The following is a 15,518-nucleotide window of genomic DNA, read 5'->3' as shown; positions in this document are numbered from 1 at the left end:
ATTGGAGGACAGAAAATGACAGAAAAAGATCAATCAGTTAATAATGAAGAAGTTGCTGAAAACCAAGAGAATACAGCTAAAGACTTGAATACTGATGAACAAAATGAAACTGTAAATCAAGAAGAAGTTCTTGAGGAACAAAAAACTTCTGAAAATGACAGCAAAGATGAAGAAATTCAACAATTGAAAGAAGAAGTTAATAATCAAGAAGAAAAATATCTACGTCTTTATGCAGAATTTGAAAACTATAAAAGACGTATTCAAAATGAAAATCAAACTTTGAAAACTTATCAAGCTCAAAGCGTGCTTACTGATATTTTACCAACAATTGATAATATCGAACGTGCGTTACAAATCGAAGGTGACGATGAATCATTTAAATCTCTACAAAAAGGGGTACAAATGGTATATGAAAGCTTGCTAAGAGCTCTAAACGAAAATGGTTTAGAAGAAATTGAAGCTGTTGGGCAACAATTTGATCCTAATTTCCATCAAGCTGTAATGCAAGATAACGATGAATCATTCGAATCAAATGCCGTTACTCAAGAGTTGCAAAAAGGTTACAAATTGAAAGATCGTGTCTTACGACCTTCAATGGTAAAAGTAAATCAATAATATATTACTGACTAACTATACAACAAATGAAAATAGGAGGAATTTTTAGTTATGGGTAAAATTATAGGTATTGACTTAGGTACAACAAATTCTTGCGTGGCTGTTTTAGAAGGCGACGAACCAAAAGTAATTCAAAATCCAGAAGGTGCACGTACAACTCCATCAGTTGTAGCATTTAAAAATGGTGAAACTCAAGTAGGTGAAGTTGCAAAACGCCAAGCAATTACTAACCCAAATACTATTCAATCTATCAAACGTGAAATGGGTACTGACCACAAAGTTGATGTTGAAGGTAAATCATATACACCTCAAGAAATCTCAGCAATGATTTTACAAAATTTAAAAAGCACTGCTGAAAGTTATTTAGGTGATAAAGTAGATAAAGCAGTTATCACTGTCCCTGCTTACTTTAATGACGCAGAACGTCAAGCAACAAAAGATGCAGGTAAAATCGCTGGATTAGAAGTTGAACGTATTATCAACGAACCTACAGCTGCAGCATTAGCTTATGGTTTAGATAAAACTGAACAAGATGAAAAAGTATTAGTATTTGACCTAGGCGGCGGTACTTTTGACGTTTCAATTCTTGAATTAGGTGACGGTGTATTCGAAGTATTGTCAACTGCTGGTGATAATAAATTAGGCGGCGACGACTTTGACCAAGTTATCATTGACTATTTAGTAGAAGAATTCAAAAAAGAAAATGGCATTGACTTATCACAAGATAAAATGGCATTACAACGTTTGAAAGATGCTGCTGAAAAAGCTAAAAAAGACTTATCTGGTGTATCTCAAACACAAATTTCATTACCATTTATCTCTGCTGGAGAAAACGGACCATTACACTTAGAGTTAACTTTAACTCGTTCTAAATTCGAAGAGTTATCTGATGATTTAGTTCGCCGTACAATGGGACCAACTCGCCAAGCATTAAGCGATGCAGGTTTAACTAGTAAAGATATTGACGAAGTTATCCTTGTTGGTGGTTCTACTCGTATTCCAGCTGTTCAAGAAGCAGTTAAAAAAGAAGTAGGCAAAGAACCAAATAAAAGTGTTAACCCAGACGAAGTTGTTGCAATGGGTGCAGCTATCCAAGGTGGCGTAATCTCTGGTGATGTTAAAGATGTTGTTCTATTAGACGTAACTCCATTATCATTAGGTATTGAAATTATGGGTGGACGTATGAACACATTAATCGAAAGAAATACTACAATCCCAACATCTAAATCACAAGTTTACTCAACAGCTGCAGATAACCAACCAGCTGTAGATATTCACGTATTACAAGGTGAACGTCCAATGGCATCTGATAACAAAACTTTAGGAAGATTCTCATTGACTGATATTCCACCAGCTCCACGTGGTGTACCTCAAATCGAAGTAACATTTGATATCGATAAAAACGGTATTGTTAACGTAACTGCTAAAGATTTAGGTACTAATAAAGAACAAAATATTACTATTGAATCAAGTTCAGCATTATCAGACGACGAAATTGATCGTATGGTTAAAGATGCAGAACAAAATGCTGAAGACGATAAAAAACGTCGTGAAGAAAGTGACCTTAGAAACGAAGCAGACAGCTTAGTATTCCAAGTTGATAAAACATTAAAAGACTTAGGCGATAACGTTTCTGAAGACGATAAAAAACAAGCTGAAGATAAAAAAGAAGCTTTAAAATCTGCTCTTGAAGGCCAAGACTTAGATGATATCAAAACTAAAAAAGAAGAGCTTGAAAAAGTTGTTCAAGACTTATCTATGAAAGTTTACCAACAAGCACAGCAAGCTCAACAAGGTCAACAAGGAGACGCTGCAGGTTCAAACCAAAGTGATGTTGAAGATGCAGATTACACTGAAGTCAAAAATGAAGACGATAAAAAAGACAATAAATAATTGTTTTTATATCAATAGTGCAAGCTGCACATTAATTTAATAATCGTTTGCGGCTTCTTGAATTAAAATTTAAGTCAAAGTCAATTGTACATTGGCTTTGACTTTTTATTATTTAAACAACTATACTTTATAAGGTAAAAAAGAAATGTTTTTATAGATAAGGAGAGATTACAGTGGCAAAAAGAGACTATTATGAAGTCTTAGGTGTCAGCAAAGATGCGTCAAAAGACGAAATCAAAAAAGCTTACCGTAAATTGTCCAAAAAATATCACCCAGATATTAACCAAGAAGAGGGCGCTGAAGAAAAGTTCAAAGAAATTTCAGAGGCTTATGAAGTTCTCAGCGATGAAAATAAACGCGCTAACTATGATCAATTCGGTCATAATGGTCCACAAGGCGGCTTTGGAGGCCAAGGATTTGGTGGCGGCCAGGACTTCGGCGGTTTCGGCGGCGGCTTCGAAGATATTTTCAGTTCTTTCTTTGGCGGAGGCGCGCAACGTGATCCTAATGCACCTCGTAAAGGTGATGATCTTCAATACACTATGACAGTGACATTTGAAGAAGCTGTTTTCGGTACTGAAAAGGAAATTTCAATACGTAAACAAGTAAAATGTGAAACATGTGGCGGTTCAGGTGCAAAACCAGGTTCTAAGAAAAAAACTTGTCATTATTGTAATGGATCAGGACACGTTTCAGTTGAACAAAATACCATTTTAGGACGCGTAAGAACAGAAAAAGTGTGTCCAGTATGTAATGGTACTGGAGAAGAAATTGAAGAGCCTTGTCCAACTTGTCATGGTAAAGGAACTGAAACTAAAAATGTTAAAATTAAAGTGAAAGTTCCAGAAGGTGTCGACAATGATCAACAAATCCGTTTAGCAGGAGAAGGCGCTCCAGGTCATAACGGTGGCCCGCAAGGTGATTTATACGTTGTATTCCGCGTCGAACCATCGGATACCTTTGAACGTGAAGGAGACGATATTTTCTATAATTTAAATATCAGTTTCCCTCAAGCAGCATTAGGAGATGAAATTAAAGTCCCAACATTAAACGGCCATGTCATGTTAAGCGTGCCTGAAGGTACTCAAGACGGAAAACAATTCCGTATGAAAGAAAAAGGAATTAAAAATGTTCATGGCTACGGCTATGGTGATTTATTTGTTAATATTAGTGTTGTAACACCAACCAAACTAAATGATAAACAAAAATCATTAATGCGGGAATTTGCTGACGTAAGCGGAGAAGAAATTACAGAACAACCAACAAACTTCAAAGAGCGTGCTCGCAGATTCTTTAAAGGAGAATAAAAGCTATGAACTGGGTGGAACTTTCAATTGTAGTAAATCATGAAGTACAGGAATTTGTAACGAATATACTGGAAGAAAATGGTTCAAATGGCGTCGTTATTGAAGATTCAAATGATTTAAATGGACAACTTGCAGATAAATTCGGCGAAATATATGAATTAAATCCTGATGATTATCCTGAAAGCGGGGTTCGAATTAAGGCTTATTTTAATGAGCTTGATTTTTCTAAGACACTTAAATCTAAAATAATAGAGAGTGTAAAAGAATTGAGCGACCTCAATCAAAATATCTTTGATTATAAAGAAGAAACAATCAAAGAATCTGATTGGGAAAATGAATGGAAAAATTATTTCCATCCCTTTAAAGCATCTGAACATTTTACAATCGTTCCAAGCTGGGAAAGCTATCAAAAAGAAGATGACTCAGAGCTGTGCATCGAGTTAGATCCAGGTATGGCTTTTGGAACTGGTGACCATCCTACAACAAGCATGTGTTTAAATGCGATTGAGCAATACGTTTCCCCTAAGGACAGTGTAATTGATGTTGGTACCGGCTCAGGCATTCTAAGTATTGCATGTCATTTGCTTGGCGTAAAACGAATTAAAGCAGTTGATTTGGATGAAATGGCAGTCAGGGTTGCTAAGGAAAACTTTGAAAAAAATTCTTGTGAAAAGGCAATTGAAACAACAACCGGTAACTTATTACATGAAGAAACAGGTAAATATGATGTTGTTATCGCAAATATCTTAGCGCATATTATTGATGAAATGATAGAAGACGCTTATAATACTTTAAATGAAGAGGGTCGCTTTATTACCTCAGGAATTATAGAAGAAAAAAGCGATGAAATTACTGAACACATGAAGCGTGCAGGTTTTAATATCATTTCTATTAATCACGACAACGGTTGGGTTTGTATCGTTGGCGAGAAAGCGAGCAATTAATATGCAAAGATATTTTATAAATCAAAACGCTGATGAAAATCAGCGTTTTTTTATTACAGATAAAGAGGATGTTCATCATATTTCAAATGTTATGCGGAATCAACCTGATGATTTGATTATTATTACTTTTAATCACAGTGTTGTTTTTAAATGCAGAATTATTTCTATAGAGAACAATGAAATTGAAGTTGAATTAGTAGAAGAACAAAATTCTGATACTGAATTGCCTGTAGAAGTTACCATATGCAGCGGTCTGCTTAAATCAGATAAATATGAATGGCTGCTACAAAAATGTACAGAATTAGGCACTGCTCATTTTATTCCTGTCCAAATGCAAAGATCAGTAGCAAAACTAAATCAAAGTAAAGTTGATAAAAAGCTTGTACGTTGGAATAAGATTGTTAAAGAGGCGGCAGAACAAAGTTATCGATTAATCATTCCTACAATTGAATTTATATCGAATTTACAGCAAGTATATGTTAATATAGATAGATATGATTATGTTCTTATCGCGTATGAAGATGCTGCTAAAGAAGGCGAAGTGAGCCAATTTAAAAAAGCACTTCAAAACTTTAAAAATGGAGACCGTATACTCATTATTTTCGGCCCCGAAGGCGGATTGAGCGAAGAAGAAGTTGATTTATTCCGAGACAAAAGTTCTATCGTAGGATTAGGCAAACGTATTTTAAGAGCTGAAACTGCGCCGCTATATGCGTTAAGTGCAATAAGTTATGAAAAAGAATTAATGGGGTGAAGAAATGTCAACTGTAGCTTTTCATACCTTAGGTTGTAAAGTAAACCATTATGAAACTGAAGCAATTTGGCAATTATTTAAAGACGCTGGTTATGATCGAGTTGAATTTGATACCAACGCAGATGTCTTTGTTATAAATACATGTACTGTAACTAATACTGGAGATAAAAAAAGCCGACAAATCATACGTCGCGCTATCAGAAAAAATCCTGAAGCAGTGGTCTGTGTCACAGGTTGTTACGCACAAACGTCATCTGCTGAAATCATGGAAATTCCAGGGGTTGATGTAGTAGTCGGTACACAAGATCGAACTAAGTTATTAGATTATATTGAAGAATTCAAAGCAGAACGAGAACCTATCAATGGTGTAGGTAATATAATGAAAAATCGTAAATATGAAGAACTAGAAGTTCCTTATTTTACCGACAGAACAAGAGCTTCTCTTAAAATCCAAGAAGGATGCAATAATTTCTGTACTTTTTGTATTATTCCATGGGCACGTGGTCTTATGCGATCTAGAGACCCGGAAAAAGTAGTTGAACAAGCAACAACACTCGTTAATTCAGGCTACAAAGAAATTGTTCTTACAGGTATTCATACAGGCGGCTACGGCCAGGACCTAAAAGATTACAACTTAGCACAGCTACTAAGAGATTTAGAAACTGTTGAAGGTCTTGAACGTATTAGAATTTCTTCCATCGAGGCAAGTCAACTAACTGATGAAGTTATTAATGTAATTTCAAATTCAAATAAAGTAGTACGTCATCTGCATGTTCCGTTACAATCAGGTTCTGATTCTGTATTAAAAAGAATGCGCAGAAAATACTCTATGGCACATTTTTCTGAACGTCTGATGAAGTTACATGAAGCATTACCTGGTTTAGCGGTAACGAGCGATGTAATTGTAGGATTCCCTGGGGAAACTGAAGAAGAATTCCAAGAAACTTACGATTTTATTTTAAAACATCATTTCTCTGAATTACATGTCTTCCCTTATTCAGCGCGTACAGGTACACCAGCTGCAAGAATGGATGATCAAATTGATGAAAATGTTAAAAATGACCGCGTTCACAAACTAATTGAATTAAGCAATCAATTAGCTAAACAATATGCTTCTCACTTCGAAGATGAAGTATTAGAAGTGATTCCTGAAGAAGCAGGGGAACATCCAGGTACACTTGTAGGCTATGCTGACAACTATATGAAAGTGGAATTTGAAGGTGATGAATCACTGATTGGTGAACTCGTCCGTGTTAAAATCACTAAAGCAGGTTACCCGTTAAATGAAGGTCATGTAGTCAGAGTAATCGACCATGCATCTAACCGCAGTGAATTTACAGCTATTATCTAAGATTCAAAAAATTAATTATTCTAATTGACCGCAACTATCATATATATTATACTTATGATTGCATAGCATATAGCATGTTATGCAAACGAAAAATAAAGTTCCGTTGATATTTGGAGGGAGGGAAATACAGATGTCTAAAACAGTAGTCCGTAAAAACGAATCACTTGAAGATGCATTACGCCGTTTCAAACGCTCAGTTTCAAAAAGCGGTACAATTCAAGAAGTACGTAAACGTGAATTTTACGAAAAACCAAGTGTTAAACGTAAAAAGAAATCTGAAGCTGCACGTAAACGTAAATTTAAATAATTGATATGTCTGTTGACTCCCTCAACAACAAATATGAATTATATAAATGCAGTTTTTGAAGACCGTATAAATTACTCTAATCAGTAGTTTATACGGTCTTTTCTTTTACAAGTTTTCCTAAATTCATTTTCTATAAATTCACTCTATTAAAACTATAATTCTTTATATTTGTCATGTATAATGAAAAAGAGAGCGAGGTGAATTTATGTCACATTCCATCGAAATTTTACATAATATTTCGGTATTTCAGACAAGTCAAAGCCCCTTAATGCAACGTTTTGGAGAATTTATTACCAGTCCACTTATATCCTTGATTTTAACCTGTATTATTTTTCTTGGTTTCCTTTATCAACTTTACTCAAAGCGGATCAACTTTGCAGGAATTATTGCCTCATTAGCTTTGATGACACTCTTTCTAGGTTTTTTAATTCAAGGTGAAGTATCTTTAATTTCAATTGGTCTTTTTATTCTAGGCATCATACTTCTTACCATTGAATTTTTCGTAGTGGGTGCAGTGATTGGGATAATAGGAATCATTCTAATTACAATCAGTATTATTATGTTAGGCGATAGTATACTATGGATGTTGATAAACGTAGTAATTGCCTTTATTTTATCAATTGTTGAATGGGTGATATTGGTGAAAGGATTTAATAAAAAAATTTCTTTATTCGAAAAAGTAATCTTAAGGGACTCTACAACATCTGAAGCTGGCTATACTTCACATGACGACCGCTCTAATTTAGTAGGTCAAACTGCTGAAACACTCACTGAGCTTCGACCAGCAGGAATTATCTCATTAAATGATGAACGTATTGATGCTGTATCGGATGGTACATTCATTCAGCGAGGTGTGAAAGTCAAAGTCACTGAAGTTGAGGGTTCAAGAGTAGTAGTCAGAGAAATACCTACAAATAATTAATTTAAAAGGAGAATCAATTATGTTAATACCTCTAATTATTATTATTATAATTGCTATCATTGCGTTATTAATACTATTTTCATTTGTTCCTATTGGACTATGGATTTCAGCAATTGCTGCAGGCGTTAAAGTTAGCATTGGTACATTGATCGGTATGCGTTTAAGACGTGTATCTCCAAGAAAAGTTATCGCCCCTTTAATTAAAGCTCACAAAGCAGGTCTAAATCTTACAACAAACCAGCTAGAATCACATTACTTAGCAGGAGGTAATGTAGACAGAGTTGTAGATGCTAATATTGCAGCTCAACGTGCAGATATTAATCTGCCATTCGAAAGAGGAGCAGCTATTGATTTAGCAGGCCGTGATGTGTTAGAAGCCGTTCAAATGTCTGTAAATCCGAAAGTAATTGAAACACCATTTATTACTGGGGTAGCAATGAACGGGATTGAAGTGAAAGCTAAAGCTAGAATTACAGTGCGTGCAAATATTTCGAGATTAGTAGGTGGTGCCGGTGAAGAAACAATCATCGCCCGTGTAGGTGAAGGTATTGTTTCCACTATCGGTTCAAGTGAACACCACACAGTCGTATTAGAAAATCCAGATAATATTTCTAAAACCGTTTTAAGTAAAGGCTTAGACTCAGGAACAGCATTCGAAATTTTATCTATTGATATTGCAGATGTAGATATCGGTAAAAATATCGGTGCTGATCTTCAAACTGAACAAGCTCTTGCTGATAAAAACATTGCCCAAGCTAAAGCTGAGGAACGTCGTGCTATGGCAGTAGCATCTGAACAAGAAATGAAAGCTAGAGTTCAAGAAATGCGTGCCAAAGTTGTAGAAGCTGAATCTGAAGTACCGCTTGCTATGTCAGAAGCATTAAGAAAAGGTAATATCGGCGTTAAAGATTATTACAATTTGAAAAATATAGAAGCAGATACAGGAATGAGAGAGTCAATTAATAAGCGAACTCATACAGATGACAATAACGAGTCACCAGATAAGTAAAAAAGAGGTGATTAAATGAGTATTGGTCTCATAATTTTTATTATTAGTATCATCGTTTCAATAATAACTGCTATCAATGATAAAAGTCATAAAAAACGTCAAAATCAACCGCCTAGAACACAACAACCGAGACAGCAACCTAGCGCAGAAAGAAAAAGTCAAAAAGGTATTTTTGAACAGCTAGGTGAAACTTTTGAAGAGTTGCAAAGAGAATTCGATAATTCTTCTGAAAAAGAGTCACGCGAAAATCGACCGTCTTCTAAGCAACTTGGGAAAATTGAACCAGAAAAAGTTGAAAAAAGAGTTACTTCAAGGCAAGAACAACCTAAAGATGAAAGACAAAAGCCACGTAATATGAGTCCGAAAGATATGGAGGAAATGAAAGAATTAAATCATTCCTTAAATCAAGAGTTGCACTCATATAGATCTGATATTGACCGCGAGAAAGAAAAACAACTGTTAATTATTGAAAGACGCGCTCAAAAAATTATAAATGACAAATATCTTTCTAATAGAGCGAAAAAAGCAAGACTTAAACAACTATTTGCTGACACTAATGTGCTAGGTAAGAATACAGATGGAAAATTGCGTTTTGACGATGATGAAGTTATAAACGGAATTATCTGGTCTGAAATTTTAAGTAAACCTAAACAACTGCAATAAATCGATATAGGATTAGATCTTCTCATTGATGAAGGTCTAATCCTTTCTTCATATTTCAAGTAAACAATATCGGATTATTAATTTAAGAGAACGTGATATAATAGAGTTATGAATATGTGGAAATTATAACTAAGTCCGTAAATTTCCGTAGAGAATAATATTCTGCATCTTAAATTAAATATTACAGACTACAAGATAGCTGTATTAACGAAAAGGAGTTAATGTATGCCAGGAATCATAGTTATTGACGATATGAATCAAGCCCAAGCGCTTATAGGTAATAATGATGAAAATATACAAGCAATTGAAGAAGCTTTCGAAGTTATTATACATGCGAGAGGGCAAGAAATAGCTGTAAAAGGGCAACAAGAAGAAGAAATTAAGAAGGCTGAGGCTGTTATTAAGAATCTATTGAAAGTAATAGATCAAGGTATATCTATCAACCTAAAAGATGTAGAAGCAGCAATAAAAATGGCTGAAAAAGGATCAATTAATCATTTAGTCGATTTGTACGATGAATCAATCACTAAAGATGCTTATGGAAAAACAATACGTGCTAAAACAATGGGTCAAAGATTATATTTAAATGCTATGAAGCATAATGATTTAGTCTTTGGAATTGGACCAGCTGGTACCGGCAAAACATTCTTAGCTGTAGTTTATGCTGCTAAAGAATTACGCCAAGGAAATGTGAAAAGAATAGTATTAACACGACCAGCAGTAGAAGCAGGAGAATCACTAGGATTCCTACCTGGTGACTTGAAAGAGAAAGTAGACCCTTATTTGAGACCATTATATGACGGATTGCATACTGTTTTAGGACCAGAACAGACTGCACGATTTATCGAACGTGGAATTATTGAAGTAGCTCCATTAGCATATATGCGAGGACGTACTTTAGACGATGCATTTGTTATTTTAGATGAAGCTCAAAATACGACTCATGCGCAAATGAAAATGTTCTTAACTAGACTAGGATTCGGTTCTCAAATGGTTGTAACCGGAGACATGACACAAGTGGACTTGCCTAGAGGTGTTAAAAGCGGTTTGAAACAAGCTGTGAAGAGACTGTCTGGTGTAAAAGGAATTAGTGTCCAAAAATTAGATCAAAGCGATGTAGTACGACATCCATTGGTCAGTAAAATTATTGATCAGTATGAAGGAGATGAATAATCTAAATGTTTACAATTGATTTTACAGATCATACCGATGAAGTGAAAGATGAGTGGTATAAGCAAATTGATAAATTGCTTACATTTGCAAAATCCGAAGAACAAATAGAAGAAGATGCAGAGCTATCTGTTACATTTGTCGACAAAGACGAAATTCAACAAATCAACAGAGATTACAGAGATAAAGATAAAGTTACAGATGTTATCTCATTTGCCTTAGAAGAGGATGAGCCTGAAATCGAAGGTTTGGATATGCCTAGAGTATTAGGAGATATCGTAATTTGTGCTGATGTTGCTAAGGAACAAGCAGAACAATACGGTCATTCTTTTGAAAGAGAATTAGGTTTTTTAGCGCTTCACGGTTTTTTACATTTATTAGGTTATGACCATATGAATGAAGAAGATGAAAAAGAAATGTTCGGGCGTCAAAAAACTATTCTAGACAATTATGGTTTAACGAGAGAATAGTTTGATGAATCGTTTTAAATATCCAATACAAGGTCTTTTTACAATCATAAAAAAAGACCAAAATTTTCTGTTGCATTTATTAGCGGCAGCAGTGGTAATTACAGCAGGATTCATCTTCCACATTACTAAATTTGAATGGATTATATTAATTATTGTCATAAGCTTAGTGCTCTCTTTCGAAGCAATCAATACAGCTGTCGAATATGTTGTTGATTTAGTAACAGATGAATATAAACTATATGCTAAGTATGCAAAAGATATAGCAGCTTTAAGTGTTTTAATTACCTCAATTGCTGCACTCATTATAGGTATTATTATTTTTATTCCTTACATTTTTAAATAGATAATAAAGGAGACAAAGTTTATGGCATATACTGATGAACATTTCAAAAAAGTAAGAGAAGCACAAAGCCATTCTTATTCACCATACAGTAAATTTAAAGTCGGTGCCTATTTACGTGCTAAAGATGGTTCAGAATTTTTTGGAGCCAACGTAGAGAATGCAGCTTATGGTGAAGCAATATGCGCAGAACGTTCAAGTTTAGTTGCTGCAATCAGTCAGGGTTATAAACCAGGCGACTTTGAATCATTGACAATTACTGTGGATGCAGATTCGCCATCTTCTCCATGCGGATCATGCCGTCAAGTGATTAAAGAATTATGTGATGATGATATGCCTATCTATCTGACAAATCACAAAGGTGAAGTAATTGAAACAAATATAAATGAGTTATTACCATTAGGTTTTTCAGGAAAGGATTTGAATTTATGACAGAACACAAATCTGGGTTTGTCGCAATTATAGGCAGACCTAATGTAGGGAAGTCTACATTTATGAACAGAGTTTTGGGACATAAAATTGCTATTATGTCTGATAAAGCTCAAACAACAAGAAATAAGATACACGGTGTTATGACTGAAGATGACGCACAAATCATTTTTGTGGATACACCGGGAATTCATAAACCTAAACATAAATTAGGGGATTACATGATGAAAGTGGCAAAAAATACACTTTCTGAAGTAGATGCTGTAATCTTCATGGTTAATGCAAATGAGGAAATCGGCCGTGGCGATGAATACATTATGGAAATGTTAAAAAATATCAAAACACCTGTTTTCTTAGTTATTAATAAAATAGATTTAGTGCATCCTGATCAAATAATGCCAATCATTGAAAGTTATGAAAAGCATATGCAATTCACTGAAGCAGTTCCAATGTCAGCACTGGAAGGTTTAAATGTAGACCACTTTATCAATGTCTTAAAATCTTATATGCCTGAAGGCCCGCAATATTATCCAGATGGACAAATATCCGATCACCCAGAACAATTTGTAGTGAGTGAACTTATCAGAGAGAAAGTGTTACACTTAACAAGTGAAGAAATTCCTCACTCAATCGGAGTTAACGTCGAACGTATGGTCAAACAATCTGAGGATAAGGTTAGAATTGAAGCTACCATTTATGTGGAGAGAGATTCACAAAAAGGTATTGTTATCGGTAAAGGCGGAAAAAAATTAAAAGAAATCGGCAAACGTGCTAGATTAGATATTGAGAACTTACTCGGCTCAAAAGTTTATTTAGACTTATGGGTTAAAGTACAAAAAGATTGGCGTAATAAAGTTAACTTTATCCGTCAAATGGGTTATATTGAGGACAAAGATTAAATTGTAAAGGTCGGTGAATCCCCTGATGTTGATGAAACAAAAAGGAATTATTATAAAAACTGTCGACTATGGAGAATCCGATAAGATAATCACAATTTTAAATGAAAATGGTGCTAAAGTTCCTTTAATGGCTAAGAGAGCCAAGAAGAGCAAAACCGGATTACAAGCAAATACACAGTTATTTGTGTATGGATTATTTATATACGCCAAACTGAGAGGGCTTGGTGTTCTTAATTCAGTCGATGTCATTAATCAAAATTACCAGCTCAGATTAGATATCTATGAGAGTAGCTATGCTGCCTTATGCGCTGAAATTATAGATAAATCTATGGAAGATGAAGAAATCTCTCAATTTAACTTCCAACTTCTAGCGTTTTGTTTAGAACGTATTAATAAAAAAGATAGCGCACAGTTGATGTCGATTATAGTGTTATTAAAGAAAATGAACGATTTCGGCTTTACAATTGATTTTGGCAAATGTGCAGTTTCTGCGGATAACGATCAGTCTAAACTCAATGCATTCAGTTTTAAATTCCATGGTGTCATTTCTAGAGATTATATAAATCGAGATCCTAAAGCTATTCCAATTTCAAATAAAACCTTATATTTATTGGATGTCTTACAGAAACTCTCCATCACTAAGATGAATCAACTCAATATTCATCAAGAAATTTTAGATGAAATGTCGGATTTATTAATAATGCTTTATCGAGAATATGCTGGCATCTTCTTCAGAAGTCAAAAACTTATTAATCAATTAAAACGTTTAGAAACCAATCAAACAAAAAATTAACGGGTTAGGACATTATGTTGTCCTAACCCGTTTTTATAGAACTAATTAGAATCTTACTTGTTCAGCAATAAAATCGTTTAGTTCTGAAATCGGCATACGCACTTGTTCCATTGAGTCACGATCACGAACAGTAACTTGTTGGTCTTCAAGTGAATCAAAATCAAATGTAATACAATAAGGAGTACCAATTTCATCTTGACGACGATAACGTTTACCGATGGATTGAGATTCGTCAAAGTCTACAGTAAAGTTTTCGCTTAACTGTTCATAAACTTTGATAGCTTCTTCAGACAATTTTTTACTTAAAGGTAAAATTGCTGCCTTATAAGGTGCGAGTGCAGGGTGGAAGTGTAAAACAGTTCTTTCGTCTTTGCTTCCTTCTACTCCTTCACGATCATAAGCATCACAAAGGAAAGCTAATGTTACACGGTCAGCACCTAGTGAAGGCTCGATACAATAAGGAATATATTTTTCATTTGTTTCAGGGTCATGATATTTAAAGTCATCACCTGAGAATTCACTATGTTTTTTCAAATCATAGTCTGTACGGCTGGCAATGCCCCATAATTCGCCCCAACCGAATGGGAATTTGTATTCAATATCAGTTGTTGCATTAGAATAGTGAGATAGCTCATCTTCATCATGGTCACGAAGACGGATATTTTCGTTTTGAACACCTAAGTCCAACAACCATTTTTCAGCAAAAGTTTTCCAGTAGTTTTGCCATTCAATTTCTTCGCCAGGCTTACAGAAGAATTCAAGCTCCATTTGTTCGAATTCGCGAGTTCTGAAAATAAAGTTACCTGGTGTGATTTCATTACGGAATGATTTACCAATTTGTCCAATACCAAATGGTAATTTTTTACGCATAGAACGTTGCACATTTTTGTAGTTTACAAAAATACCTTGTGCCGTTTCAGGACGTAAGAAAATTTCGTTTGTAGAATCTTCAGTAACCCCTTGGAAGGTTTTGAACATTAAATTAAATTGTCTGATGTCTGTCCAATTTGCCGTACCGCTGACTGGATCTTTAATACCTTCTTCTTCAATGATACGTTTCATCTCATCAAAGCTTAAACCGTCAGCAATAAAGTTTTCGTCACCTTTTTCATTTTGCATATAATCTTCAATCAATTTATCCGCACGATAACGGATTTTACTATCTTTATTGTCAATCATCGGGTCATTAAAGTTGCCAAGGTGTCCTGAAGCTTCCCAAGTCTTTGGATTCATTAAGATTGCTGCATCTAATCCAACGTTATATGGGGATTGAGAAATAAATTTTTTCCACCATGCTTGTTTAATATTATTTTTTAATTCAACACCTAGTGGGCCATAATCCCAAGTATTTGATAATCCACCATAGATTTCACTTCCCGGAAACACAAAACCTCTGTGTTTCGCCAGTTGTACAACTGAGTCCATATCTTTTGCCATTTCACAACACTCCTCTTTTTTAAATAAAAAAACGCCCCAAGATAACGAAATAAACATTTCGAAATCTTGGGACGAGTTATCTAAATTCATGATTAATAAATATAACCCGCGGTTCCACCCAATTTAGTGTAGACACTCGCTTAGATTATTGAATTGTCAGGCCAATTTAATTGTTAAGCTCGCACCGTCCTTAACTCGCTTCAATATTCATTCTA

General features: G+C 34.7%; 17 protein-coding genes. 16 read left to right on the top strand and 1 reads right to left on the bottom strand.

Features of this window, described 5'->3' with window-relative positions:
- The first annotated feature begins 15 nt into the window (after window positions 1-15).
- The 16 genes from grpE to recO all read left to right on the top strand — a co-directional run bounded on the left by grpE (window position 16) and on the right by recO (window position 13,866).
- Window positions 16-615, top strand: a complete 600-nt coding sequence (gene grpE / locus CNQ82_RS07850; RefSeq protein WP_123144822.1) for a nucleotide exchange factor GrpE — start codon at window positions 16-18, stop codon at window positions 613-615.
- A gap of 51 nt (window positions 616-666) precedes the next feature.
- Window positions 667-2,508, top strand: coding sequence for a molecular chaperone DnaK (gene dnaK, locus CNQ82_RS07845; protein WP_123144821.1), 1,842 nt, complete (start codon window positions 667-669; stop codon window positions 2,506-2,508).
- 173 nt (window positions 2,509-2,681) lie between these two features.
- Window positions 2,682-3,815: a molecular chaperone DnaJ gene (gene dnaJ, locus CNQ82_RS07840; protein WP_123144820.1), complete on the top strand. Its 1,134-nt coding sequence runs from the start codon at window positions 2,682-2,684 to the stop codon at window positions 3,813-3,815.
- A gap of 5 nt (window positions 3,816-3,820) precedes the next feature.
- Entirely contained in the window at window positions 3,821-4,759 is a 939-nt protein-coding gene (prmA, locus tag CNQ82_RS07835; RefSeq protein ID WP_123144819.1) for a 50S ribosomal protein L11 methyltransferase, read from the top strand.
- 1 nt (window position 4,760) lies between these two features.
- Window positions 4,761-5,513: a 16S rRNA (uracil(1498)-N(3))-methyltransferase gene (locus tag CNQ82_RS07830; protein WP_123144818.1), complete on the top strand. Its 753-nt coding sequence runs from the start codon at window positions 4,761-4,763 to the stop codon at window positions 5,511-5,513.
- Window positions 5,514-5,517: 4 nt separating this feature from the next.
- On the top strand, window positions 5,518-6,864 hold the full coding sequence (mtaB, locus tag CNQ82_RS07825; RefSeq protein WP_123144817.1) for a tRNA (N(6)-L-threonylcarbamoyladenosine(37)-C(2))-methylthiotransferase MtaB: 1,347 nt from the start codon (window positions 5,518-5,520) through the stop codon (window positions 6,862-6,864).
- Window positions 6,865-6,994: 130 nt separating this feature from the next.
- Window positions 6,995-7,171, top strand: a complete 177-nt coding sequence (rpsU, locus tag CNQ82_RS07820) for a 30S ribosomal protein S21 (RefSeq protein ID WP_000048060.1) — start codon at window positions 6,995-6,997, stop codon at window positions 7,169-7,171.
- 268 nt (window positions 7,172-7,439) lie between these two features.
- Entirely contained in the window at window positions 7,440-8,093 is a 654-nt protein-coding gene (locus tag CNQ82_RS07815; RefSeq protein ID WP_240624877.1) for an NfeD family protein, read from the top strand.
- Window positions 8,094-8,112: 19 nt separating this feature from the next.
- Window positions 8,113-9,102, top strand: a complete 990-nt coding sequence (gene floA, locus CNQ82_RS07810) for a flotillin-like protein FloA (protein WP_123144815.1) — start codon at window positions 8,113-8,115, stop codon at window positions 9,100-9,102.
- A 15-nt stretch (window positions 9,103-9,117) separates the two neighbouring features.
- Window positions 9,118-9,765, top strand: coding sequence for a hypothetical protein (locus CNQ82_RS07805; RefSeq protein ID WP_123144814.1), 648 nt, complete (start codon window positions 9,118-9,120; stop codon window positions 9,763-9,765).
- Between the two features lie 225 nt (window positions 9,766-9,990).
- A complete protein-coding gene (locus tag CNQ82_RS07800; RefSeq protein WP_095104976.1) occupies window positions 9,991-10,938 on the top strand; it encodes a PhoH family protein in 948 nt (315 codons plus the stop codon).
- Window positions 10,939-10,943: 5 nt separating this feature from the next.
- The gene (ybeY, locus tag CNQ82_RS07795; RefSeq protein ID WP_123144813.1) at window positions 10,944-11,405 is read left to right on the top strand and encodes an rRNA maturation RNase YbeY; all 462 of its coding nucleotides are present in this window, start codon (window positions 10,944-10,946) and stop codon (window positions 11,403-11,405) included.
- A gap of 4 nt (window positions 11,406-11,409) precedes the next feature.
- Window positions 11,410-11,748, top strand: coding sequence for a diacylglycerol kinase family protein (locus CNQ82_RS07790; RefSeq protein WP_123144812.1), 339 nt, complete (start codon window positions 11,410-11,412; stop codon window positions 11,746-11,748).
- A 21-nt stretch (window positions 11,749-11,769) separates the two neighbouring features.
- Entirely contained in the window at window positions 11,770-12,177 is a 408-nt protein-coding gene (cdd, locus tag CNQ82_RS07785; protein ID WP_123144811.1) for a cytidine deaminase, read from the top strand.
- Window positions 12,174-13,073 carry a GTPase Era gene (gene era / locus CNQ82_RS07780; protein WP_123144810.1) on the top strand — a complete coding sequence of 300 codons (900 nt, stop codon included), beginning with the start codon at window positions 12,174-12,176 and terminating at the stop codon, window positions 13,071-13,073. Before cdd ends, era begins: the two co-directional genes overlap by 4 nt.
- 25 nt (window positions 13,074-13,098) lie before the next feature.
- On the top strand, window positions 13,099-13,866 hold the full coding sequence (recO, locus tag CNQ82_RS07775) for a DNA repair protein RecO (protein ID WP_123144809.1): 768 nt from the start codon (window positions 13,099-13,101) through the stop codon (window positions 13,864-13,866).
- A gap of 45 nt (window positions 13,867-13,911) precedes the next feature.
- Here the strand turns inward: recO and CNQ82_RS07770 are convergent, their stop codons facing one another.
- Entirely contained in the window at window positions 13,912-15,303 is a 1,392-nt protein-coding gene (locus tag CNQ82_RS07770; protein WP_095104988.1) for a glycine--tRNA ligase, read from the bottom strand.
- Window positions 15,304-15,518: the final 215 nt, after the last annotated feature.

Origin of the sequence: Staphylococcus debuckii, from assembly GCF_003718735.1 — a bacterium.
GTDB classification, from domain to species: domain Bacteria; phylum Bacillota; class Bacilli; order Staphylococcales; family Staphylococcaceae; genus Staphylococcus; species Staphylococcus debuckii.
This window is presented reverse-complemented; position numbering and strand designations above follow the sequence as displayed.

Excerpts from the sequence above, each read along its gene's own strand:
- grpE (WP_123144822.1), top strand. The coding sequence starts at position 16 with ATGACAGAAAAAGATCAATCAGTTAATAATGAAGAAGTTGCTGAAAAC.
- dnaK (WP_123144821.1), top strand. The coding sequence starts at position 667 with ATGGGTAAAATTATAGGTATTGACTTAGGTACAACAAATTCTTGCGTG.
- prmA (WP_123144819.1), top strand. The coding sequence starts at position 3,821 with ATGAACTGGGTGGAACTTTCAATTGTAGTAAATCATGAAGTACAGGAA.
- CNQ82_RS07830 (WP_123144818.1), top strand. The coding sequence starts at position 4,761 with ATGCAAAGATATTTTATAAATCAAAACGCTGATGAAAATCAGCGTTTT.
- mtaB (WP_123144817.1), top strand. The coding sequence starts at position 5,518 with ATGTCAACTGTAGCTTTTCATACCTTAGGTTGTAAAGTAAACCATTAT.
- rpsU (WP_000048060.1), top strand. The coding sequence starts at position 6,995 with ATGTCTAAAACAGTAGTCCGTAAAAACGAATCACTTGAAGATGCATTA.
- CNQ82_RS07815 (WP_240624877.1), top strand. The coding sequence starts at position 7,440 with ATGCAACGTTTTGGAGAATTTATTACCAGTCCACTTATATCCTTGATT.
- floA (WP_123144815.1), top strand. The coding sequence starts at position 8,113 with ATGTTAATACCTCTAATTATTATTATTATAATTGCTATCATTGCGTTA.
- CNQ82_RS07805 (WP_123144814.1), top strand. The coding sequence starts at position 9,118 with ATGAGTATTGGTCTCATAATTTTTATTATTAGTATCATCGTTTCAATA.
- CNQ82_RS07800 (WP_095104976.1), top strand. The coding sequence starts at position 9,991 with ATGCCAGGAATCATAGTTATTGACGATATGAATCAAGCCCAAGCGCTT.
- ybeY (WP_123144813.1), top strand. The coding sequence starts at position 10,944 with ATGTTTACAATTGATTTTACAGATCATACCGATGAAGTGAAAGATGAG.
- CNQ82_RS07790 (WP_123144812.1), top strand. The coding sequence starts at position 11,410 with ATGAATCGTTTTAAATATCCAATACAAGGTCTTTTTACAATCATAAAA.
- cdd (WP_123144811.1), top strand. The coding sequence starts at position 11,770 with ATGGCATATACTGATGAACATTTCAAAAAAGTAAGAGAAGCACAAAGC.
- era (WP_123144810.1), top strand. The coding sequence starts at position 12,174 with ATGACAGAACACAAATCTGGGTTTGTCGCAATTATAGGCAGACCTAAT.
- recO (WP_123144809.1), top strand. The coding sequence starts at position 13,099 with ATGTTGATGAAACAAAAAGGAATTATTATAAAAACTGTCGACTATGGA.
- CNQ82_RS07770 (WP_095104988.1), bottom strand. The coding sequence starts at position 15,303 with ATGGCAAAAGATATGGACTCAGTTGTACAACTGGCGAAACACAGAGGT.